Genomic DNA, 23,065 nt, shown 5'->3' on the forward strand with positions numbered 1-23,065 from the left:
GGCGACGTGAGGTGGTGGTTTCGCTCCATTTCACTGCATACTCGGGCCACCAGGGATTGCTGAACAAAGCCACACGCTTGATGACCGGGCACGGTCTGAACGGGTTGGTCCACAGTTGCAGCCCGTTGTGCCCCGCGTGGTGAGGTTCATCCGTCGACTGGATGCCATCCATCACCCGGGAGGGGACATGCTGGAACGTTATGGGCTTTCTCTGGCGCTGTTCTGCGCCATTCTCGCGATTCTCTACGGCATCGTGTCGGCACGCTGGATCCTCCGGCAACCGGCTGGCAATGCCCGCATGCAGGAAATCGCCGCCGCCATCCAGGAAGGCGCGCGCGCCTACCTCAACCGTCAATACCTCACCATCGGCATCGCCGGCGTGGTGCTGTTCGTGCTCGTCGGCATCTTCCTGAGCTGGTACACGGCGATCGGTTTCGCCATCGGTGCGGTGCTGTCCGGCGCGGCCGGTTACATCGGCATGAACGTGTCGGTGCGCGCCAACGTGCGCACCGCCGAGGCCGCACGCAACGGCCTGAGTGCGGCCATGGACGTCGCGTTCCGCGGCGGCGCGATCACCGGCATGCTGGTGGTCGGGCTGGGCCTGCTCGGGGTGGCCGGTTACTACGCGCTGCTGCTGCGGCTGGGCCTGGAGACCGCGGAGGCGCTGCACGCCCTGGTCGGGCTGGCGTTCGGTTCGTCGCTGATCTCGATCTTCGCGCGCCTGGGCGGCGGCATCTTCACCAAGGGCGCCGACGTGGGTGCCGACCTGGTGGGCAAGGTCGAAGCCGGCATTCCCGAGGATGACCCGCGCAACCCGGCGGTGATTGCCGACAACGTGGGCGACAACGTCGGTGACTGCGCCGGCATGGCCGCCGACCTGTTCGAGACCTACGCGGTGACGGTGATCGCCACGATGCTGCTCGGCAGCCTGATGATCGCCGAAGCGGGCCGCAACGCGATCCTGTACCCGCTGGTGCTGGGCGGCGTATCGATCATTGCCTCGATCATCGGCGCGCTGTTCGTCAAGGTGAAGCCCGGCGGGTCCATCATGGGCGCGCTGTACAAGGGCGTGATCGTCTCGGGCGTGCTGGCCGCGATCGCGTTCTATCCGATCACCCTGCAGCTCATGCCGGACAATGCGCATGGCGCCTTGAACCTGTACATCTGCGCGCTGATCGGGCTGGTCCTGACGGGGTTGATCGTGTGGATCACCGAGTACTACACCGGCACGCAGTACAAGCCGGTGCAGCACGTGGCGCAGGCCTCCACCACCGGGCACGGCACCAACATCATCGCCGGCCTGGGCGTGTCGATGAAGTCCACCGCGCTGCCGGTGATCGCGGTGTGCGCGGCGATCTGGCTGGCACACTTCCACGGCGGGTTGTATGGCATCGCCATCGCCGCCACCGCGATGCTGTCGATGGCCGGCATGATCGTGGCGCTGGACGCGTACGGGCCGATCACCGACAACGCCGGCGGCATTGCCGAAATGGCCGAGCTGCCCCCGGAGATCCGCGAGATCACCGATCCGCTCGATGCCGTAGGCAACACCACCAAGGCAGTGACGAAGGGTTACGCGATCGGTTCGGCCGCACTGGCCGCGCTGGTGCTGTTCGCCGACTACACCCACAACCTGCAGGCGGCCAATCCCGGCGAGGTCTTCGCCTTCGACCTGTCCGACCACACGGTGATCATCGGCCTGCTGATCGGCGGCCTGATTCCGTACCTGTTCGGCGCGATGGCGATGGAGGCCGTGGGCCGGGCGGCCGGCGCGGTGGTGGAAGAAGTACGCCGACAGTTCCGCGAGATCCCCGGCATCATGGAGGGCACCGGCAAGCCGCAGTACGACCGCGCGGTGGACATGCTGACCCGCTCGGCTATCCGCGAAATGATCGTGCCCTCGCTGCTGCCCGTGGCAGTACCGGTGGTGGTCGGCCTGCTGCTCGGGCCGCGCGCGCTGGGTGGGCTGCTGATCGGCACCATCGTCACCGGCCTGTTCGTGGCGATTTCGATGACCACCGGCGGCGGTGCCTGGGACAACGCCAAGAAGTACATCGAAGACGGCCACTTCGGCGGCAAGGGCAGCGAGGCGCACAAGGCGGCGGTCACCGGCGATACCGTCGGCGATCCCTACAAGGACACCGCCGGCCCGGCGATCAATCCGCTGATCAAGATCATCAACATCGTGGCGCTGTTGCTGGTGCCGTTGCTGTAGAAGGTTCCGGGGCCCCCGACCCACGGTCGGGGGCTACCCTGCGCGGCGCCGGAACCCGGTAGAGCCACGCCCTGCGTGGCTGCGCAGTGCCCGAACCCGGTAGAGCCACGCCCTGCGTGGCTGCGCGGCGCCGGAACCCGGTAGAGCCACGCCCTGCGTGGCTGCGCGGCGCCGGAACCCGGTAGAGCCACGCCCTGCGTGGCTGCGCAGTGCCCGAACCCGGTAGAGCCACGCCCTGCGTGGCTGCGCAGTGCCGGAGCGGAGAGCAGCCACGCAGGGCGTGGCTCTACGGTAGCGGGGTCGGGCGTGAGAGCACATACGCCGCGCTTGCGGCGAAGAACACGCCCACCCCCAGCAGCAACGGCCACGATGGCCTTGCCCCCCAGCAGAACATCGCAAAGCCGAAGGCCATGCCGCCGGCGGCAAATGCCTTGCCTTTGCGGCTCACCGCGCCCTGCTCACGCCAGGCCCGCAGCGACGGACCGTAGCGCGGATGCTCCAACAGCTTGCGTTCAAAGCGCGGTGAGCTGCGCGCGAAGCACCCCACCGCCAGGATCAGGAAGATGGTGGTGGGCATCACCGGCAGCAGCGCGCCGATGACGCCCAGCGCCACCATCAACCACCCCAGGCAGAACCAGAGCCAGCGCATCAGCGTGAGGCGAAGCGGCGGCGCGCGGTCATGCGAATTCCAGCTCGACGTGGTCGTGGACGCTGCGAAACGCCGCGTCGGCCGCGTCGATCACCTGCTGTTCCTCCGCCTCGCTGAGGACCACGCCATCCAACGCGGCGGTGAACGCGCGCCAGTGACGCGCGGCGCCGTCCGGGTGCGCGGCCAGATGGCGCGCGCCGAAATCGGCATCCAGGCCCAGCCGCGCCGCCATCTTGTAGAGGATGGTGCCGCCGAGGTTGGAGCCTTCGGCGACGTACAGCCAGCCCAGCGCCGAGGCCAGCGGCAGGTCCGGGGCCAGCCGCAGCGGCACCGGTCCGGGCAGGCTCTGCTCAAGGTCGCGCAGGTCGCGGGTGACCTGCGGCAGGCGCCGGCGTTCGGCAAGGTCGGGCAGCAGCGCATCCAGCGCCGCGTTTGCGTACAGCGCGTCGATGTCGCGATGGAAGCGGAACTGCACGCGCAGGAACCGCGCGAAGTTCGCGCGGTCGGCAAAGATGTCGCCTGCCATGATCCGCTTGTCCAGCGCGCCATGGCTGTCGCGGGTGGCAGCCTTCAGGCGCTGGCTGCGGGTGGCTTCTACGGTATCGGTGGCAATCATGGCATTCATGCTGGAAGGGATCGGCCGCGCCGCACGCCGCCGGGGATGCCCCGACAGTGTGCACACGCGGATAAGACGTGCGCCAGACCCGCAGCCCCAAGACGGAATGCCCGCTCCCCCATTCCGGCGATGCGCTCGTCACCTGGCAATGCGGATAATGGCGCCTACCCACGCCTACGAGGATTGCCATGATGGACACCACCGAGACGCGCATGACGACCCTGTTCCAGCAGTTGGGCCTGGACGAGAGCGAGGCGGCCATTGCCGCGTTCATCGAGCAGCACCAGCTGGCGGCCGATGTGCGGGTGCATGAGGCGGCGTTCTGGAGCGACAGCCAGCGCCAGTTCCTCAACGAGCAGCTCAAGGCGGATGCCGAGTGGGCCATCGTCGTCGACGAGCTCAACGAAGCCCTGCATGTCGATGCCGTAGCGGCCCAGACCGGCCACTGACGCGGGTCAAGGGCGGGGCACGGTCGCTGCCGTGCCACGCCCTGTTGTTGATGCGGTCACGCAGGGCGTGGCCCTACGCCATCAGTAACGCCAGGTGACGGCCAACCGCATGATCCGGCCCGGTGCCGGCATCACGCCCAGCGCCAGCGGGTCCAGGTAGTAGCGATCGGTCAGGTTGTCCACGTTGACGTCCAGCGCGAGCCTCTCGCTGGCCTGCCAGCTGGCGAACACATCGACAATGGTGGCCGGACGGTAGAGCTGCTGGATCGCCGACAGCCCCACGTTCCATTCCTTGTCCAGGGTGCTGATCGGGCCGCCGTTGTGGATGACGCGGGTGCCGAAGCTCAGCCGCTGGTCGAACAGGCGCGCGCCCAACGTCAGGTTCGCGGTGTAGCGCGGCGGGTTCTGCGTGTTGCTGTACGAGCCTTCGAAGCCACCATCCACGCAGTCCGGTGTGTTGGCCAGCTCCTCGATCTTGCGCTGCACGCCGTACGCGCGACGCTCGGCGGCGATGTCCGGGGCGCAGGTCTTGGCCTCGAAGTAGTAATGCGCCGACAGGTCGGCGAATACCTTGCCGCCGTCATAGCTGGACTGGAATTCCAGGCCGGACACCTTGAACCGGTCGATGTTGCGGATGTACCCCGCCGACAGCGTGCGGTAGTCGCGGGTGATCAGGTCGTCGATGCGGGTGTTGAAGTACGCCAGCTTGAACGCCGCCTGGTCGCCCGCCCCGAACAGATCATTCCTGACCGTGCTCACGCCCACTTCCCAGGTGCCCGCGCGCTCCGGCTTGAGCTCGTCGCCGACCGGCTTGGCGGCGGTGAACAGGCCCAGCGTGCTTTCGAACAGACTTGGCAGCTTCACGCCTTCGGCGTACTTCACGTACACCATCGTCTCGTCATTGAAACGGTAGGTGACGCTGGCCGTGGGCATGAACGCGTTGTCGGTGCGCCGGATCGGCTGCGACCAGGTCCAGCGGGTGGGCACGATCAGGTCTTCGGTGGCGGCCACATCGTGGAAGTTCCAGCCGCTGATGTCGGCCACCATGCCCTTCTTGTACGGCGAAGCCAGCAGCGAGGCTTCGGTGAACTGGCCGTTCGCATCCGGATACCAGTTGAGCATGGCGATGCGCTGCGCACGCCACGCCGGCAGCGCCGGGTTGCCGTTGAGCAGCTGGGTGTAGCGGTACTGCCCGATCACCTCTTCGCCGTCCGGGGTGGCCAGTCGATTGCGGTCATGGATGCTGACGCGGTTGAAGCGCCCGCCCACCAGCAGTTCCCAATGCGCGTCGGGCAGCCACTTCATCGAGGCCACCGCACTGTATTCCTTGCGCCCGGCATTGCGCAGGAATCGGTTGTTGATCAGGTCGTCATGCATGATCGGCGCGTTGCGGCCCGGGCCGACGTCCTCGTCGCTGTAGGACACGCCGTAGTCGAAGGTGAACAGACCGGCGCTGTCGGTGGCCACGTGGGTGGTGTTGGACACGTCCAGGCCGAACCGTTCCTGCGTCATGTCGTTGCGGTAGGCGTCCTTGTAGCCCGGGTCGGTATTGAAGGTCGGTCCGTCATACCACTCCGTGCGGCGGTCGAAATACCACGGAGTGATGCCGGTCAGCCCGTTGTACATCAGGCTGTTGGCGTCGGTGTACCAGAGGTTGGCCTTCAGATCGACAGCGTCATTGTCCGGATTGAAGCGGTAGCGCAGGTTGTAGGCATCCATGTCCACGCTGCCCGGCTCCCACTGCGGCACCCGGTCGCGGTCCACACGGATGATCTGCGACGCCATGATCTCGCCCTGGCGGCCGCTGTAACGGCGGTAGCCGGCTTCCAGGGTCTGGCTGTCATCGATCCGCCAGGTGCCCTTGAGCAGCACCGAGTTGGACTTGGACGAGGTGTTGAAAACCTCGGTGTTGGGCGGATTCAGCGGTGCCAGCGTGCGCCGGGTCTGCGGGAAATCGTCGTAACCGTGTTTGCCCGCGTAGTAGTTGCCGGTGTCGCGCCAGGCGTAGGCGGCGACCAGGTCGAACCGGTCCCAGTGCTTGGCACCGGCAATGTTGAAGAACTGCCCGCCCAGGCTGTTGCGGTGGGTTCCCGGCGTGCCGCCGTAGGCCGGCAGGTCACGCGCGCTGCCGTTGGACACGCCGCTGCGCACGCGCACGCCGCTGTCCTGCCCGTCGCGCAGCACGTCGCCGGCGTTGAGCGTCTCCATGTCCACCACGCCGCCGATGCCGCCGGACGCGTTGGCGCCCAGGCTCGGGCCCTTGGTGACGGTGAGGCTGGAGATCAGGTCCGGGTCCAGGTAGGTGCGTTGCGACTGCCCGGCATACCCGCGATAGGTATCCATCGTGGACTGGCCGCCGTCGATGATCACCGGGATGCGGCTCTGCCCCTGGATGCCGCGGATGTTGAGGTCCAGGGCGTTGGCGCTGCGCGGGTCGCCTGCGGTGACACCCACCACACCCTTGACGATGTCGGCCGTGGAGGTGCCGCGGAAGCGCTCGATGGTGGCGCGCGGCACGAATACGCTCGAGCCGGTGGTGCGGTAGACATCCAGGGCGCGTTCGGCATCGCTGCCGGCATCCATCAGGTCGCCGGCCACGCGCAGTGTGTCGGTGAAGATCACGCCATCGGCCTGCGCGACGGGCGGCGCACGCTCCAGCGTCACCGCGCCGGGACCAACCTGCCGCACCACCAGCCCACTGCCCTGCAGCAACTGCGCCAGCGCGGCGTGGGCATCGAGCGAGCCGCTCACCGCCGTGGAGTTCACGCCTGCGGCGAGGGACGCCGGATAGGCGATCTGCACGCCCGACTGGCGCATGTAGCTGCGCAGCGCGTCGGCCAGCGATTGGGCGGGAATGTCGAAGCGATGCGCGGCGGCCATCACGCCGCTGTCAGCAGACTGGGCCAGTGCGGGCAGCGCGGTCAGCGACGCCAGGCCGGTGGCGAGCATCGCGATGCAGAGACGGGACGGGCGCGGAAGCCGGCCCGGTCGGGAAGTAAGTCGCATGATGAAACCTGTTGAAAAGGCGATGCCGTGGACACGGCGTCCCCGCACGGGGTGCGGGCGCTGCGACGTACGTGGCGGCGGCGGGTACGTTCGGGGGTAAGACGGATGGAAAAGGTGCTTCCCCAAGACCACTTCAGCGCGCCGCAGGCGCCACGATCGCCACGCCCATCGGCAGGCGCGTGATCTGCAGCCCGGCAGACACGGCCAAGGCATCCAGCGCCTGCTCGGGCTGGTCCACCCGCAGCGCGGCATTGACCGCCGGCAGCGCCGACAGGTCGCCACGCACGAAGGTGGGGCCGGCGCGATAGCGCGCGATCTGCGCCACGGCAGCGTCCACGTGGCTGGCATCCAGCAGCAGTTCCCCCTCGCGCCAGGCGGCGATCTGGTCCGGCGCCACATCACTGCGCCGCAGGACCGTGCCGCCGGGCGAGAAACCGGCGCGTTGCCCGGCCAGCAGGTAGGTCCAGCCGCCGTCGCCGGTTGCCGCGACCCGCACCTGGCCCTGCGAGACCTCGGTGTCGACGCCGTGGGGCGTGCGGGTCACCACGAACGCGGTCGCGATGTCTTCCACCACGCCGCCCTGGGCGGTGACCCGGAACGGCTGCGGGTGGCCGGGCGCGACCTCGAACCAGGCCTGCCCGCGCAGCAGGCGGATGGTGCGCTGCGCGTCGTCGTAATCCACGGCAATCGCCGACCCCGCATCCAGGACCGCGCGGCTGCCATCGGGCAATGCAACCGTGGCCACATCGGTGGTCGTCACGTAGTCGGCGCGCAGGCGCAGCCAGGCATCCGGTGCGACCCAGACCAGCGCCAATGCCGCCGCTGCAGCCATGGCGATGCGCGCCACACGACGACGCGGCCGCATCGGTTGTGCCGGCGCCTCACCCACGGCGCGCCATAGCTGGCGCTCGAATTCGAAGGCGCGCCGGTGCCCGGGGGCCGACAGCCAGCGTTCGAATTCCTGCATGCGCGGCTCATCCACCGCGCCGGACGCAAGCCATGCGATCCAGGCCTGCGCTTGTTCGGCGAGCAGGTCGGAATGAGGCGGCGATGGTGGTGGCGTTGTGATGTGCGGCGGGCTCATGGCTGGCGTGGCAGGGGCGGCGTCAGGCGTTGCGTGCCCACGCCAGTCGTCGCAGCGCGGCACGTACATGGTTTTCCACGGTGGTCACCGACACCCCCTGACGCCGGGCGATGTCCGCCTGGGTCAGCCCCTGGAGCCGGTTGAGGCGGAAGATCGTGCGGGTGGGCTCGGGCAGATGATCGGCCGCGGTCAGTACCCGCTGCAGCGCATCCTGTGCCATCGCCTGCTCTTCCGTAGACAACACCTCATCCGGCCCCCACAGGTAGTGGTCGGCGAGCAGCCGCGCGCGGCGGCTGCGCTCCCGGCCATGGTCGGTGGCAAGGTTGGTGGCCAGACGGTACAGATAGGCGCGCGGGTTGTCGATTGCCACGCCGCCCTCCACGCCGCGCGCCTTGAACCAGATGGCCTGGATCACATCTTCGGCACTGCCATCGGTGCCCAGGATGCGCTGCACCAGGCGCAGCAGCGCCGGGCGTTCGCGGATCAGCAGTTCGGTCAAGAGGGATGCGTTGGACGACATGCGGTTGCGGCGGGCCGCGCCGGTCAAGCCTGGGAAGGGAGCCGCGGCATGTTACCCCTCAAATGAGAATGAGTCACGTTAAGGGGCGGGACGACGCACCGCGCGCAGCCGTCCGCTGCGCCCGCCACCGCAATAGAAGAGATCGCTGCCGTCAGACTCCAACCCGCTGACATGCATGTGCGCGGGCATGCGCAGCTGTTCCAGCACCCGCCCGCTGTCTGGATCCACACGGCGAACCTCGCTCTGCTCTCCATCATCGGTGCCGTGCCAGAGCTGGCCATCGACCCAGGTCACGCCGGTAACGAAGCGATCCGATTCAATGGAGCGCAGCACCCGGCCCGTCGCCGGGTCGACCTGGTGGATGCGACGCTCCCGGTACTGCCCCACCCACAGGCAGCCTTCGGCCCAGGCCATGCCCGAGTCGGTACCCGCGCCCGGCGCGGGAATCGAGGACAGCACCGCGCCGGTCTGCGGGTCGATCTTGTCGATGCGGGACCCGGCAATCTGGTAGAGGTGGGTGCCATCGAACGCGGTGCCGGCGTCACAGGGCACGGCAAGCGAACGTACCGGCTGGCCGTTGTCGGGGTCGATTGCCAGCAGCGCCGCGCCCGTGGCTGCCCACACCTGCCGGCCATCGAAGCTGACGCCATGGATGCACTCGGCGCCGGCAAAGGGCCCGTACTCGCGTACTACGTCCGCATCGCGCACGCGTGGCCCGGCGGAATCGGCAAGGGTTGCAGTTTTCATTGCAGGATCTCCTGGCACGTCCGGATGGGTGCCTGCGAAAGACACTAGTCGCCCGGCAGGGATACCGGGAGTAACAAGATTGTCGTGCATCCGGACAGCGGCGCCGCCCGCCATCGCTGTGTTCGCCCCTGCCCGTGCGCCCGCACCCGCCCAGTGGCTTCCAGCCCCGCCAGCGCGCGCTGCACCGTACGCTGGCTGGTGCCCAGCGCCAGGCCAAGTGCCGAGGTGGACCAGGCCGCGCCATCGGCCAGCAGTGCCGCCACCGCCGCCTGCTCGCCTTCGACCGGCGGCGCCAGCACCACTACGGCCTGCCCGGGCGCCGCCTGCAGCCGGTAACCCGTGGCGGTCGCGTCGATCTGCAACTGCCCCTGCACCAGTCCGCGCACCCGCCCGATATCCACCCGCAGCCGCGCCCGGTGCGTCTCGTCAGCATCGCGTGTGCGGAATACATCGGCGATCAGCGCGTCGCGGTCAACGCCATCGGGCCACGCCTCACCCAGCGCGCGCAGCAGCGCGAACGGTACGGGTCGCCGCGCCAGGGAACGCCAGCGGGCGCCCGCCCACACGCCGCGCCGGCACCCGTCGATCACGCAGCATGGCGATGCAAGCAGGTCCTGCACCGCCGCCAGATCCAGCAGGCGCTCGGCACCGCCGTCTGTACGGCGCGCGGCAGGCTGTGCCAGCTGATGGCGAGCCTGCGCGACCTCTGCCTGCAACGTCGCGATCCCGGACGCCTGCGCCGCCGCCGTTGCCGTGTCCAAGGCGGCGACGGCCCGTGGCATCTGCAGGGCGTGTGCGGCAAGTGCCGCGTCCGTCAGTGCAGCCATGGCCGCCAGCGCCGGCGTCAGCGCGCGTCCCTGCAGGTTCTGCAATGCATCGGCCGCCTGTTGCCGCCGCCCCAGCAACAGCCACCGGCGCGCCAGAATCAACCACGCCTGCAACGCATTGTGAGGATCGGCACGCGCTTCCAGCGCCTCGGCCGCTGCCAGCAGCGGCGTGCTGGAACCGGCCAGATCGCGTAGTGCCAAGGCCACTTCCGCCTCTGCCACCACGCAGCGTGCCCGTGCCAGCACTTCCTCCACCCCGAAGCCGCGCCAGGCCAGCCGAAGCAGCTCACGGGCCCGTTCCAGCTCACCCAGCTGGGCCATGGCCACGCCGCGCAGTGCCAGCGCCGGGGGATCGGCACGCAATGCCACATTCCCCAGGGCGGTCAGGACATCGCCTGCGGCGAGGGCGCGTGCGGCGGCGGCAAGCAGTGAGTCCATGGGCGCAGCCTAGCGCAGGCACTCACCCGCGTCCGCGATCACGGTCTTGCGTTACCTCAGGACGGCGGCTGGTGCAGGGTGAGGCAGTCGCCCACCGCTTCGTAGACACTGGCATCGGCACCGGGAAGGCGCGCGAAGATCGCGTTTGGTCCGGCCAACGCGCTGAACAATGTCTCGATCGATGTTCCTGCCGGAATCGGCAGCCGACACAGCCAGGTGGGCTGCCGCGCCACGATGCGGCCGGTGTCTTCGTCAACCTCGACCTCGCTGGCGGCAAACGCCCAGCGGCACTCGCTGACCGTTCCGGTGGCACGCTCCACCGCGCAGCGCAGCCGGAAGGCTTCGATGTCGCTGAACTCGCCTTCGCAGAAGGTGTCGGCACAGACATCGTCGAACCCGCGTTCCAGCCGGCGACCGAGGTCATGGAACCTGTCCCAGTTGGCCTGCACCGTGGGGAAATCGACCAGGTCGATGTGGGTGGGTGCCGCAGCGGCCGGCGCCGGGGTGAGCGCAGCGGCCAGCAGTACCGGCAGCAACAGCAGTGACGTCTTGATCATCGAATGACTCCTTGAAGGTGGACAGCGGGCATCAGGGCAGGCAGGCCTGCAACGCGTCGAACATGGAACGACCCGATCCCGGGAGGGGGTTGAACAGGTGGCCCGAGCTGCCCGGCTGCCAGTCGATCGCGGCCAGGAAGGTGGTCACTGGCAGCCCGCGCGGCAACGGGACCGGGCAACGCCAGTGGCGGATGTCGGTTCGCAGGGCGCCGGTGCCGGGGTGGACGTGGTCGCGGCTGGCCGCGACCGGCAGCCGGCACTCCCGGATGCTGTCGGTGCGGGTATCAACGACGCAGCTGAGGCGCAGGAGGCGGTAGTTATCGTAGCCCCCCTCACAGAAGAAGTCCGGGCATATGTCATTGAATTCATAGATGATCCACCCATTGAAACCATGGAATGGACTATCGCCGAGCGGCTCACCGGGCCCCCGCCAGTCGGCCAGGTCGATGTAGCGCGGCGGCGCGGCCTGCACGGCGAGCGGCAACAGCGCGGCGGCACCGGCGACCAGGCAGCGGAGCATGAAATGGGTAGCAGGCATGGACGGCCTCGGGGTTCCAGGGGCTTCCACGGTGCGCCTGGGCCACGGCGGTGAGGATCAGCCACCACCGCGCTGGAGGGTCGGGAAGCGCCGCCGGACGGGGTCAGTGGCGGCCGGCCAGCACGGCGGGCGGCAAACGCATAAAATGGGAGGTCTTATCGCGCCATCCCCCCTCTCGGAGCACACCATGGGTCTGGAACTCGTCTCGCCCGGCAAGAACCCGCCGGAAGAAATCAACGTCATCATCGAGATCCCGAAGGACTCGGAGCCGGTCAAGTACGAAGTGGACAAGGAAACCGGCGCGATCTTCGTCGACCGCATCCTCTCCACCCCGATGCGCTACCCGTGCAACTACGGCTACGTGCCGAGCACTCTGTGCGGCGATGGCGATCCGGCCGACGTGCTGGTGGTGCTGCCGCTGCCGCTGGTGCCGGGTTCGGTGGTGCGCTGCCGTCCGGTGGGCGTGCTGAAAATGAGCGACGAAGCCGGCAGCGACGAGAAGATCCTGGCCGTGCCGATCTCCAAGGTGTTCAGCGGCTACGCGCACGTGGAAGACATCGAGCAGGTGTCCAAGCACTGGCTGGAGCGCATCGGCCACTTCTTCGAGCACTACAAGGACCTGGAGAAAGGCAAGTGGGTCAAGCTGGACGGCTGGGGCGGCGCCGCCGAAGCCAAGCAGATCCTGGTCGAAGCGCACCAGCGCTACCTCTCCAGCAACGCCTGAGTCTGAACCACCACGCTCCGGCGCCCGCCGCCGGAGCGATGGACATCACGTTTCTACAATGCGGCACATCACTCTTTGTGCCGGATTGGGTACATTGCGACTTCAACACCGTCCACGGTGCGTTTCACCGTGGTCACCCAGGGGACTGTGTCGTGCGTATTCTGCTAGTTGGGGACGAAGCCAGCCTGTCGGCTGAGCTGATGGATTTCATTGCCGATCTTGGGGAAGAGTGGCAGCCGATGACCGCGGCCGATGGCCAGTCGGCCATGACCATCGTGGCGTCCACGCCGATCGATGCGGTGATTGCCTGCCCTGTTCTGGCCGATCTCACGGCCACCACGCTGCTGGGCCAGATCCGGACGCTGCGTCCGGAGACGATCCGCATCGCGCTGGTGGATGCGGCCCAGGGCAACCGCCCGCCGCCGGCCCGCCTGATTGGCGTGGCCCACCGTTTCCTGCCGTTGCCATTGGCACCGGAAGTGCTGCTTGAGGCACTGACCAGCCTGGAAGAGCTGCGCGAACTGCTCGACAGCGCGCGCCTGCGCAGCGCCATCGGCCGCATCGAGAAGCTGCCCTCTCCGCCGCACCTGTACCTGAGCCTGACCCAGGCCCTGGAGCACGACGACGACACCGACACCGCCGATATAGCCAAGCTGGTCTCGGCCGACCCGGCCATCGCGGCGAAGGTGCTGCAACTGTCCAATTCGGCCTTCTTCAACAGCGGCCGCACCATTTCCGACCTGCGCAGCGCGGTGAACCGACTGGGTCTGGCGACCCTGCGCGACCTGGTGCTGGCCAGCGAAGTGTTCTCGGCTTCGCCGTTGTCCGGTGCCGAGCGCAATGCGCTGCAGCAGCGTGCGCTGCTCGCGTCACGACTGGCGGCCAAGCTGTTGCCCGAATCCAGCGCCGAACTGGGCGCCACCGCCGCGCTGCTGGCCGACATCGGCCTGCTGCTGCCGGGTGTGCGCAACGAACGCACCGAGGCTGAGAACGACGACCTGCGCCCGGGCCACAGCGAAGCCGGTGCCTACCTGCTCGGCCTGTGGGGCCTGCCGATGCCGATCATCGAAGCGGTGGCGTTCCACCTGCAGCCACAGCGCTCCAACACGCGCAGCTTCTGGGTGACCGGTGCGGTGCACGTGGCATTGGCGCTGGTCAACGGCGACCCGGTGGACGAAGAGTACCTGCAGCGTGCCGGCGTGCTGGCGAAGCTGCCGCAGTGGCGCGACCACGCCAACGGGTTGATGGGGTTGGCTACTGCGGACGCCTGAGGCGTCCTGCGAAAACCAACGGCCCGGCCAACGGCCGGCGCTACCGGAAAAGCCGACCTTGAAGGTCGGTTTTTTTTTGCCTGTCGGGCAAAGAAAGAGGGCGGACCTTGCGGTCCGCCCTCCGGGTGTTGCTACAGCAGTTCGATGGATCAGAACTTCTGGGTGTACTTCAGGTAGTAGAAACGACCGATGTCGAAGCCGCCGTAGTACGAGAAGCTCGAGTTCGGCTGGCTGTACATGACCGGGCCTTCGTGGTTGAACACGTTGTTCGCGCCGGCCGAGATGGTGGCATCCCACGGGGTGTTGTAACGCACCTGCAGGTCGTGGAACGTGTTCGAACCGGTGTTGCGCACCGGAATGGCCAGCGTGTACGCCGACTGGAAGCTCGGGTTGTTGCACTCCGGGCCGCCGTCGATGTCGTACGCGCACTCTTCCTTCAGGCCGGAGTAGTAACGCACGCCCCAGTTGACGCCGAAGTTGCCGTAGCTCCAATCGACATTAAGGTTCGAGCGGACGCGGAAGTTCGCACCCCAGTCGCCCGTGCCCCAGCCGGTGTGCTGCTCGACGGCGGTCTGGTCTTCGTTGTCACGCTTGTACTCGAGGTAGTCCACATAGGTGGTCTTCCAGTCGATGAGGATGTTGCCGAAGGACAGTTCCGGCAGACGGTACTTGACGCCCAGGTCGTAGCCAGCAGTTTCCTGGTAGCCGCCGTTGATCAGCGTACGGGTCACGTCAACAACCTGGCCCGAATCGGCGTCACGCACGAAGCGGTTGCAGGCGTTGGCGTTGTTCAGCACGTAGCACTGGTTGAGGATCGAGGTGACCGACTCCGCTGCGATGACGTTGTTGATCCGGATCTTCCACCAGTCGAGGCTGATATCCAGGCCCTGCACGAAGTTCGGGCTGTAGACCAGGCCGACGGTCCAGGTCTTGGAGGTTTCCGGGGTCAGCTCTTCATTGGAGCCGGACAGGTACGCGTAGTTCGACTGCGCACCGGCGCCCGAGGCGTCAACACCGCCCGACGCTTCCTGACGGAAGTTGGCCGGCACGACAGCCGCGCAACGAGCCGCAACGTCGCCGTTGCGCACGGCTGCACCGAAGGTGGTGTCGCACGGATCGGTGTACTTGTCGAAGGTTTCCGAGGTGCCGCCGTACAGATCAGCCACGGTCGGCGCACGGAAGCCGGTCGCGTAGGTGCCACGGACCAGCAGGTCGTCGATCGGCTTCCACTTCAGGCCGAACTTGCTGTTGATCGTGTCGCCGAAGGTGTTGTAGTCCGAGTAACGGCCAGCCATGTCGACCGACAGTTCTTTGGCGAACGGCAGGTCAGCCAGGATCGGCACGTTCAGTTCGAGGTAGTACTCGTCCAGCTTGTAGCCGCCGGTGGTCGGCGCGCCGGCCAGATCGGTGCTCAGACCCGACTGCAGAAGGGCGTCCGGGCTGTAGTTGGCATCCTCTTCACGGTGCTCGTAGCCGGTTGCGAACGACAGGTCGCCCGCCGGCAGGGTCACGATGGAGCCGCTCAGGTTGGCGCTGTACACCTTGCTGGTGGTAACCGAGGTGTCGTGGCTCGGCAGGAACAGGTAGTTCCGCAGTGCCTCGTTGTCCAGCGAACCCTGGCCTGCGGTGCCGTACGGCAGCAGCGGGTTCCACGGGGTGCAGCCAGCGATCGGGGCGGCGGCCGAACCGCACTGAGCCACGCCATTGGCATCGATGTACGACGCACCCACGGCGTTCTGCACATTCGGAATGAACAGGTTGCCGGTGCCGGTCTTGACGCCCTTGTTCCGGTTGTAGACGTAGCCCACATCCCAGTCGAAGTACTTGTCAGCGAACTCGAACGACCCTTCCAGACCACCGCTGAAACGGAAGGTGTTCAGCTCGGACTTGGTCTGGCGCGGCATTTCCCAGGTACGACGCATGAAATTGACGTCGGTATCCAGCGGGTTGAAGACGCTGTCGGCCGACAGCGGGGTGTCATACGCGACCGAACGGTACGGATAACCGGCGATCTGCTGCAGTGCTTCGCGCTCGGTGTACAGAACGCTGGCGGTACCGCGGATGCTGTCGGTGAAGTCGAACTGACCGTTGCTGAAGACCGAGCGACGCTTGATACCGGTCGACAGGAACATCTGCTGCGACGGATTCGACAGGTCGGCGTTGGTCAGCCCGTGGTAATCGGCAAAGTTGGTCGGATCGCCACCCGGATTCAGGGTGTAGTTGCCGCCCGGGGTGACCAGCACGCCGTTCTCGGTGATGGCACTCCAGCCGTTGGAGTTGTCGTCGGTCGGAGTCGGATGACGGTAACCGTTGGCGGAGGCGCTGTAGCGGCGATCCTTGGCCAGGACCGGCTCTTCTTCGCTGTACTCGGCGCCGAAGGTCAGCGAACCGCGCTCACCGGTCTGGCCATAGACGAAGTTGTAGGTGGTCTTGTCGCCGTCGCCCTGGCCGTACTGGCCCTTGTAGAAGCTGGCTTCCAGACCGTCGAAGTTCTTGCGGGTGATGATGTTCACCACGCCGGCGATCGCGTCCGAGCCGTAGATGGCCGAAGCACCGTCGGTCAGGACTTCAATGCGCTCGACCACCGAGGTCGGAATCGACGCCAGGTCAGTGTAGCCGCCCGAGCTGACGCCCATGCGCTTGCCGTCCAGCAGTACCAGGGTACGTTCCGGACCCAGGTTGCGCAGGTCGACGTACTGGCCGCCCACTTCTTCGCCCGACGACAGTGCGTCGGCGCGGCTGATGGCCGGGGAGCCGGTGGCAGACAGGTTCTGCACGATATCGGCAACGCTGGTGAAGCCCTGCTTCTCGATGTCGGCACGCGTCAGCGCGATGACCGGCTGAGCGGTTTCCATGCTGGCCTGGCGGATGCGCGAGCCGGTGACCGAGATGCGATCCAGGTCAGTGGTGCCGGAGGCTGCTTCCTGTGCCGAGGCAAGGCTCGGCACGAGCGCCAGCGCAATGCTGGCCGGCAGAAGACCCAGCCGCACTGCGGGAGTACGAAAATTCATCAATCTCTCCAAGGTACGTTAGTAGCGTGTTAAACCGCCTCGGAAAGTTACGATTGCGTTACCGTTAATTATTTGCGCGATGCCACCGGACTCTTTGCCGACTTTGGCGGAAGCATTCCACCGGCCTGGCGGAAGCCCGACGCAGACTGCCCATAACGTGCGCGAAACGCCCGCGCGAAGCTGCAGCAGTTGTCGAATCCGCTGGCCGCGGCGACTTCGCCGATCATCATGTCGGTATCGCGCAGAAGGTCAGCAGCGCGCTCCAGGCGCAGGCGCGCCGACAGCGACTGCGGGCTTTCTTCGTACAGGCTCTGGAAGGTCTTGGACAGGTACCAGCTGGAGAAGTTGGTCAGCTCCGCCAGCTCGCCGATACGCACCACGCGGTGGCTGTTGCCTTCCAGGAACAGACGCGCGCGCTGCATGCGCCCGAACACCTGGCGCTTGCGGATGCGCGAACGTCCCGGGCAACGCTGTACGCCGGTGGCCAGCACGCGCTGAAGCGACGCCAGGTGCAGCAGCACCGGGCGCAGTGCCTGCGCCGGCTGACCGCTGGCCAGCGCATCGCGCCACAGCCGCAATGCCACGCGCAGTTCGCCGCGGCTCATGCTGCCACGGCCCGCATACAGGCTGCAGTCGGCCAGCTCACCCAACGCACGCAGCGCTTCGGGTGCCAGGCTCAGGCCGATGCACAGGCCATCGCGGCCGGCCTGGATCATCGGCTTGGATTCCTTCTCGAACGCGATCCATTCGCGCTGGCGCAGCCGGAACCTGCCCTCCTTCGACTCCACCCAGGCGCTGCCGCGCAGCTGCATCCACACGGTGAAGGTGGTGCCTGCGGTCTGCAGGCTGCCCAGCCGGGCCACGCCCAGGCAGGTGGGCAGCGGACCGTCGTCGACGATCTTGTCCAGGGAGAGCGATTGGCCGCGATCGGCCAGGGAAAGCTGACGCATGACGTGCACCGGTGTTTGCCATTACAGGGCAACCGTTTTGCCAAATCAGGCGGGCAGCGTCAGGAACGAACTACGAGATTGATCCGAATTCGACACGAGACCAACACGAAGGAAACACGATGCTTACTTTCCCTTCCAGAACAACGGGTTGGGGATGACCGAAAACACCGTCCGCGGCGGCTCCGGCAGCGTCATCACCCCGATGTCGGCGCCGTCGGCGACGGCCAGGGCCAGGTACAGCGCGCTGCCATCGGGCTGCGCACTGAATCCGTTGCCGGCGCTGAGCCGATCGGCATCCAGGCAGTACTCGGCGCCATCGGACGGCGTGTTGATCCGCGCGAAGACCGTCGCGCAGTCTGCGCGGGTGGAAAGATAGTCCAGGCTGCCGTCGCGGGCCACGGCCCAGGTGCGGTAGCGCCAGCGCGACGGCCGATCCTCACTGACCTGCTGGATGCTGGACGGATCCAAGCGCGCATCGGCTGACCAGAGTCCACCCGCAGACAGGCGGGTGAACAGGACACGTTGGTGCGCCGCGTCGAATCGCGCCTGCGATACGCCATCAATATGCGCCAGCAGTTTCCAGGGCGTGCTGCGCCGGTCGAACAATGAGAGGCGCATGCGCTCGTCCTCGTCACGCTCGACCACCAGCACGTGGTCGTTGTCGCCGGCGTACAGCGCCTGCAGCGGTTGTGCCACCGGTACCGGCAGCGCCACCACCTGTTCGTCGCGCGGCGATACTTCATAGATGACCGGCTGCGCCTGCGCGTCGCGGCCGGAGACCAGCAGATGCTTGCTGTCCGGCGACCAGTCTGCGGCCTGCCGGGTTTCCGGACGCAGGCCCTCGACCGGGCGCAGCGAATCCGGGCGCGACAGATCCGCCCACCACAGGCCGTAGTTGCCGGAACGGTCGGAGGTGAAGACCAGTTGCTGCCCATCGGGCGCCAGCATCGGCTGGCCATCGCGGCCGTTGGACGGGAACAGGCGTTCCGGTGTGCCCGGGCGTCCGTCCGTGACCGGCACCCGGAACAGGCCGAACTGCGCCTTGCGGTGCACGAAGGCCAGCATGTTGTTGTGCCGCGACAGCGCCGGCGACTGCGCGTCGTCGATGCCCACGTCACGCAGCGTGCGGGTGTCGGTATCCAGCTCGTACAGGCGCGCCTCGCTGTCCACGCGGCGGCCGAACACGATGTGGCGGCTGTCGCTGCGCCAGGCCCAGCCGCGGATCTCGGCCGAATCATTGGTGAGCTGCTCGGGCACCCCACCCTGCGCCGGCAGGCGCCACAGGTCACCGATCTGCGGATTGCGCACGAACACGATCCAACGCCCGTCCGGAGAGAAGCGCGGGGCGTAGTCGAAACTGTCCTCGGCCACCGTATAGTTCACCGGGCGCCACTGACCGCTGGCGATGTCCAGGACCCGGATGCCCCGGTACGCGTGGCGACCGGCGAGGGAGCCGAACACCAGGCCACGCCCGTCAGGGGTCCAATCGAAACTGAGCAGCTCGGTGCCGTCGCAGCGCGTCACGTGGCGGACCGCGCCGCCCGTGGCGCTGCCGATCAGCACCTCGCAGCTGCCGTCCGGGCCGACGCGGGCGAACGCGATCTCGCGGCCGTTGGGCGACCAGCTGGGAAAGCGATCCGAATGACCCGGCGGGGTATCGGCCAGCGCGCGTGCCGGCGAGTTGCCCGATGTCTGGACCTTGATGGTGCTGCCGGCGTGGCCATTGCCGTCGGCCTCATAGGCAACCTGCGAGCCATCCGGCGACACCGTGGGATAGGTTTCAAACCCTGCGGTAGCCGTGATCAGACGATACGGGCGCTGCGGGCTGCCCACCACCCGGCTGCCGTCGGCCAGCACGCCACTGCCTGCGGCGCCCTGGGCGGGGCGTTGCAGCAGCAGCGCCGTCATCACCAGCAGCGCAATGACCATGCCCAGCCCGATCGCCAGCAGAACGTAGCGGCGCATGCGCCGCCAGAGACTGCGTGGGCGCGGGGCAGGTGTGGCCGCCGCAAATTCTGCCGCCAGCGCATGGCGTTCGTCCTGGTTCGGGGCCGCGTCGACATCGACGTCCGCCTCCACCACGCCGGTTACCGGCTGCAGCAATCGATAGCCGGTCTTGGCGATGGTTTCGATATAGGCCGTACCGGCCTCGTCGTCGCGTGAGAACGCCTTGCGCAGCTGCGTGATGGCCTGGGTGAGCACATCGTTGGTGGGCAGCGTGTCCGGCCAGACTTCGGCGAACAACTCGTCGCGGGTCACCACGGCGCCGGGGACGCGCATCAACACCTTCAACACGCCCAACGCCTTGGGAGTAAGCCGACGCGGACGACGCGCACCGTCCACCGCTACCTCACGCGATGACAGCGTCAGGGTGCACTCTCCGATCCGGAGGCGGTCAGCAAGGGGTGTCACACTTTCTATGAGGGACATTCCGGTGAAACAGCAACTTCAGGTGCGCGGGATCCGTCCAACCGCTGGACAAACCAACCGCCAAATTATGCAAACAGCATCAGCGCAACGCGCAAATTCTGCCAATGCTGATAAGCCTAGCCTATAGCGGTTAAACCGCGCCTGTGCGCCGGGACAACATCAGGCCCTCTCTCGCCGACGAATCCACATAAACTGCTTCACTATTCGCGCCCTTTGGCGCGAATTTTTTATCTGCGATTCAGAATAACTTTATCTTCGATTCAGTTTCGCGCATTGCGGATCATCGTCAGTCCGACCAGTCGCGACACCACCAGCGCCACGTACATCACGCCTGCGAACTGTTCCAGCATGACCAGCGCGCGTGCCTGCGGATGCACCGGCACGACGTCGCTCAGGCCTACCCCCGAAAGTAAGCTGAAGCTGAGATAAAGCAGCTCCATCCAGGTGCGCAGTTCGTTTTCGCTGGTCGCCACGAAACTGCCGGGATACCACTGCTGGCAGACGGCGAACGCGAAGGCGAACGCCCACGCCAGCAATGTGAAGGTGGCACCGGCCGCGAACAGTTCGTCGCGGGTGACCTTGTGGTCCTGGAGCATGTACGCGATCAGGCTGCCGGCGGTGTAGAAGTACAGCAGGCATTCGAGCAGCTGTGCGGTGGTGACCAGGGCCGGGCGGCCCAGCACGGCCCCGGTGATGGAGAACACCACCGAGGGGATGGCCAGCACCAGCGCCACCCACATGCCCAGCGGGCTGCGCCGTACCACCCACAGCGCCAACCCGAGCACGGCGATGCCGAACGCACCGAACAGCGCGCGGCTGGCACCGGCCTCGTCCATGGCCGGGTACAGCAGCACGCCCAGCAGCTGCACGCCGAGCAGCCATGCCGACGGATGCCGGCGGGCGATGGCCAGCCATTTGGTGGTGCGTGCTATCGCCATCGTCCAGTCCCTGTCCCTGTATCGGTGCGCCGAAGCTTAACGGAGCCCGCACCGAGGCGGCATGACGGCCGCCCCGGCACCTGCGCTTGGCCAGTCACGACCCGTGGCGTCACGACCAACGGTCGTGACCTACCCCGGTTGGTAGACCTCGGCGCCGAGTTCGCGGAACTGCGTGGACTTCTCGGCCATGCCGGCCGCCAGCGCCGCCTGCGCGTCCAGCCCCTGCCCCGCCGCATAGTCGCGCACGTCCTGGGTGATCTTCATCGAACAGAAGTGCGGCCCGCACATCGAGCAGAAGTGGGCGAGCTTGTGCGCGTCCTTGGGCAGGGTTTCATCATGGAACTCCTTCGCCTTCTCTGGATCCAGCCCGAGGTGGAACTGGTCTTCCCAGCGGAACTCGAAGCGGGCCTTGCTCAAGGCGTTGTCGCGCACCTGCGCGCCGGGATGGCCCTTGGCGAGGTCGGCGGCATGTGCGGCGATGCGGTAGGCCATGATCCCGTCGCGCACATCCTGGCGGTTGGGCAGGCCGAGGTGTTCCTTGGGCGTGACGTAGCAGAGCATGGCCGTCCCGAACCAGCCGATCATGGCCGCGCCGATCGCGCTGGTGATGTGGTCGTAGCCCGGCGCGATGTCGGTGGTGAGCGGCCCCAGCGTGTAGAACGGCGCTTCACCGCATTCGTGCAGCTGCTTGTCCATGTTCTCCTTGATGAGCTGCATCGGCACATGGCCGGGACCCTCGATCATGGTCTGCACATCGTGCTTCCAGGCGATCTTCGTCAAGTCGCCCAGCGCTTCGAGCTCACCGAACTGGGCGGCATCGTTGGCATCGGCGATGCACCCCGGGCGAAGGCCGTCGCCGAGCGAGAAGGTCACGTCGTACGCCTTCATGATCTCGCAGATGTCCTCGAAGTGCGTATAGAGGAAATTCTCGCGATGGTGGGCGAGGCACCACTTGGCCATGATCGAGCCGCCGCGCGAGACGATGCCGGTGACGCGCTTTGCGGTCAGCGGCACATGGCGCAGCAGCACACCGGCATGGATGGTGAAGTAATCCACGCCCTGTTCGGCCTGTTCGATCAGGGTGTCGCGGAAGATCGCCCAGCTCAGTTCCTCGGCGCGGCCGTCCACTTTCTCCAGTGCCTGGTAGATCGGCACCGTGCCGATGGCCACCGGCGAATTGCGCACGATCCATTCACGGGTTTCATGGATGTGCTTGCCCGTGGACAGGTCCATCACCGTGTCGCCGCCCCAGCGGATGGCCCACACCAGTTTCTCCACCTCTTCGGCGATGCCGGAGGAAACCGCGCTGTTGCCGATGTTGGCGTTGATCTTGGTCAGGAAGTTGCGGCCGATGATCATCGGCTCACTTTCCGGGTGGTTGATGTTGTTGGGCAGCACCGCACGCCCACGTGCGATTTCAGAGCGCACGAATTCCGGCGTGATCAGCGCGGGAATGGCGGCGCCGAACGATTGCCCGGGGTGCTGCATCAGCAGCGCGGTGTCGCGGATCTCCTGCAGGCGCTGGTTCTCGCGTATCGCCACGAACTCCATTTCGGGGGTGATGATGCCGCGCCGCGCGTAGTGCATCTGGGTCACGTTGGCGCCACCGACGGCGCGCCGCGGCTGCAGGCGTGCCGGGAAACGCACCGCATCCAGGCGCGGGTCATCTTCCCGCGAGCGGCCGAACGCCGAGCTCAGCCCATCCAGTAATTCGGTATCACCACGCTCGGCGATCCATGCCGCACGCAGGGCCGGCAGGCCGCTGGACAGATCAATACGGGCCTCCGGGTCGGTGTAGGGGCCGGAGGTGTCATAGACGGTGACCGGTGCGTTCTCCTCGCCGCCGAACAGGGTCGGGGTGCGGGTCAGCGGGATTTCGCGCATCGGCACCTGCAGGTCGCTGCGCGAGCCCTGCACGTGGATCTTGCGCGACCCGGGAATCGGCCGGGTGACGGACGTGGAGAGTTGTTGGGCCTGTTGCTGCAGGGCAGAGAGCTGTGCGTTCATCGGGCATCGTCCTAATTTCACGGGCAGGGACGAAGCGGCGGCGCACGGCAGACGGATCGCGCACGTGGATCGGGCACGGAGAGCCCGG

General features: G+C 67.0%; 18 protein-coding genes. 4 read left to right on the forward strand and 14 right to left on the reverse strand.

Features of this window, described 5'->3' with window-relative positions; genetic code table 11:
* The first annotated feature begins 187 nt into the window (after positions 1-187).
* Positions 188-2,215: a sodium-translocating pyrophosphatase gene (locus AC3ITN_RS15765; RefSeq protein ID WP_489391115.1), complete on the forward strand. Its 2,028-nt coding sequence runs from the start codon at positions 188-190 to the stop codon at positions 2,213-2,215.
* A gap of 286 nt (positions 2,216-2,501) precedes the next feature.
* On the opposite strand, the gene AC3ITN_RS15770 is transcribed toward AC3ITN_RS15765, so the two are convergent.
* On the reverse strand, positions 2,502-2,864 hold the full coding sequence (locus AC3ITN_RS15770; RefSeq protein ID WP_489391116.1) for a YbaN family protein: 363 nt from the start codon (positions 2,862-2,864) through the stop codon (positions 2,502-2,504).
* Between the two features lie 28 nt (positions 2,865-2,892).
* Complete coding sequence (locus AC3ITN_RS15775) at positions 2,893-3,489, reverse strand: biliverdin-producing heme oxygenase (RefSeq protein WP_313345775.1); 597 nt, start codon at positions 3,487-3,489, stop codon at positions 2,893-2,895.
* A 179-nt stretch (positions 3,490-3,668) separates the two neighbouring features.
* On the opposite strand from AC3ITN_RS15775, the gene AC3ITN_RS15780 reads away from it, so the two are divergent.
* Positions 3,669-3,929 carry a DUF2789 domain-containing protein gene (locus AC3ITN_RS15780; RefSeq protein ID WP_489391117.1) on the forward strand — a complete coding sequence of 87 codons (261 nt, stop codon included), beginning with the start codon at positions 3,669-3,671 and terminating at the stop codon, positions 3,927-3,929.
* 81 nt (positions 3,930-4,010) lie between these two features.
* Here the strand turns inward: AC3ITN_RS15780 and AC3ITN_RS15785 are convergent, their stop codons facing one another.
* The 7 genes from AC3ITN_RS15785 to AC3ITN_RS15815 form a co-directional block, all read right to left on the reverse strand.
* Positions 4,011-6,935 (reverse strand): TonB-dependent receptor, encoded by a 2,925-nt coding sequence (locus AC3ITN_RS15785; RefSeq protein ID WP_489391118.1) that lies wholly within the window; start codon positions 6,933-6,935, stop codon positions 4,011-4,013.
* Between the two features lie 133 nt (positions 6,936-7,068).
* The gene (locus AC3ITN_RS15790; RefSeq protein WP_489391119.1) at positions 7,069-8,019 is read right to left on the reverse strand and encodes a FecR family protein; all 951 of its coding nucleotides are present in this window, start codon (positions 8,017-8,019) and stop codon (positions 7,069-7,071) included.
* Positions 8,020-8,041: 22 nt separating this feature from the next.
* Complete coding sequence (locus AC3ITN_RS15795) at positions 8,042-8,539, reverse strand: RNA polymerase sigma factor (protein ID WP_313345765.1); 498 nt, start codon at positions 8,537-8,539, stop codon at positions 8,042-8,044.
* A gap of 78 nt (positions 8,540-8,617) precedes the next feature.
* Entirely contained in the window at positions 8,618-9,286 is a 669-nt protein-coding gene (locus tag AC3ITN_RS15800; RefSeq protein ID WP_489391120.1) for an NHL repeat-containing protein, read from the reverse strand.
* Between the two features lie 44 nt (positions 9,287-9,330).
* On the reverse strand, positions 9,331-10,551 hold the full coding sequence (locus AC3ITN_RS15805; RefSeq protein ID WP_489391121.1) for a helix-turn-helix domain-containing protein: 1,221 nt from the start codon (positions 10,549-10,551) through the stop codon (positions 9,331-9,333).
* A gap of 56 nt (positions 10,552-10,607) precedes the next feature.
* Entirely contained in the window at positions 10,608-11,108 is a 501-nt protein-coding gene (locus tag AC3ITN_RS15810; RefSeq protein ID WP_489391122.1) for a hypothetical protein, read from the reverse strand.
* 31 nt (positions 11,109-11,139) lie between these two features.
* Complete coding sequence (locus AC3ITN_RS15815; protein WP_489391123.1) at positions 11,140-11,646, reverse strand: hypothetical protein; 507 nt, start codon at positions 11,644-11,646, stop codon at positions 11,140-11,142.
* Positions 11,647-11,833: 187 nt separating this feature from the next.
* On the opposite strand from AC3ITN_RS15815, the gene ppa reads away from it, so the two are divergent.
* Together ppa and AC3ITN_RS15825 are read left to right on the forward strand one after the other, a co-directional pair.
* Positions 11,834-12,370, forward strand: a complete 537-nt coding sequence (gene ppa / locus AC3ITN_RS15820) for an inorganic diphosphatase (protein WP_313345758.1) — start codon at positions 11,834-11,836, stop codon at positions 12,368-12,370.
* A gap of 152 nt (positions 12,371-12,522) precedes the next feature.
* The gene (locus AC3ITN_RS15825) at positions 12,523-13,641 is read left to right on the forward strand and encodes an HDOD domain-containing protein (protein WP_313345755.1); all 1,119 of its coding nucleotides are present in this window, start codon (positions 12,523-12,525) and stop codon (positions 13,639-13,641) included.
* Positions 13,642-13,790: 149 nt separating this feature from the next.
* Here the strand turns inward: AC3ITN_RS15825 and AC3ITN_RS15830 are convergent, their stop codons facing one another.
* The 5 genes from AC3ITN_RS15830 to thiC all read right to left on the reverse strand — a co-directional run bounded on the left by AC3ITN_RS15830 (position 13,791) and on the right by thiC (position 22,977).
* Complete coding sequence (locus tag AC3ITN_RS15830) at positions 13,791-16,652, reverse strand: TonB-dependent receptor plug domain-containing protein (RefSeq protein WP_313345752.1); 2,862 nt, start codon at positions 16,650-16,652, stop codon at positions 13,791-13,793.
* 68 nt (positions 16,653-16,720) lie between these two features.
* Positions 16,721-17,602, reverse strand: coding sequence for a helix-turn-helix transcriptional regulator (locus tag AC3ITN_RS15835; RefSeq protein WP_489391124.1), 882 nt, complete (start codon positions 17,600-17,602; stop codon positions 16,721-16,723).
* Between the two features lie 123 nt (positions 17,603-17,725).
* Positions 17,726-20,032, reverse strand: a complete 2,307-nt coding sequence (locus AC3ITN_RS15840) for a winged helix-turn-helix domain-containing protein (protein WP_489391125.1) — start codon at positions 20,030-20,032, stop codon at positions 17,726-17,728.
* 260 nt (positions 20,033-20,292) lie between these two features.
* Positions 20,293-20,970, reverse strand: a complete 678-nt coding sequence (locus AC3ITN_RS15845) for an ion channel (protein ID WP_313345744.1) — start codon at positions 20,968-20,970, stop codon at positions 20,293-20,295.
* 129 nt (positions 20,971-21,099) lie between these two features.
* The gene (gene thiC, locus AC3ITN_RS15850) at positions 21,100-22,977 is read right to left on the reverse strand and encodes a phosphomethylpyrimidine synthase ThiC (RefSeq protein ID WP_489391126.1); all 1,878 of its coding nucleotides are present in this window, start codon (positions 22,975-22,977) and stop codon (positions 21,100-21,102) included.
* Positions 22,978-23,065: the final 88 nt, after the last annotated feature.

The organism is Stenotrophomonas sp. KH_036_B (assembly GCF_057839485.1).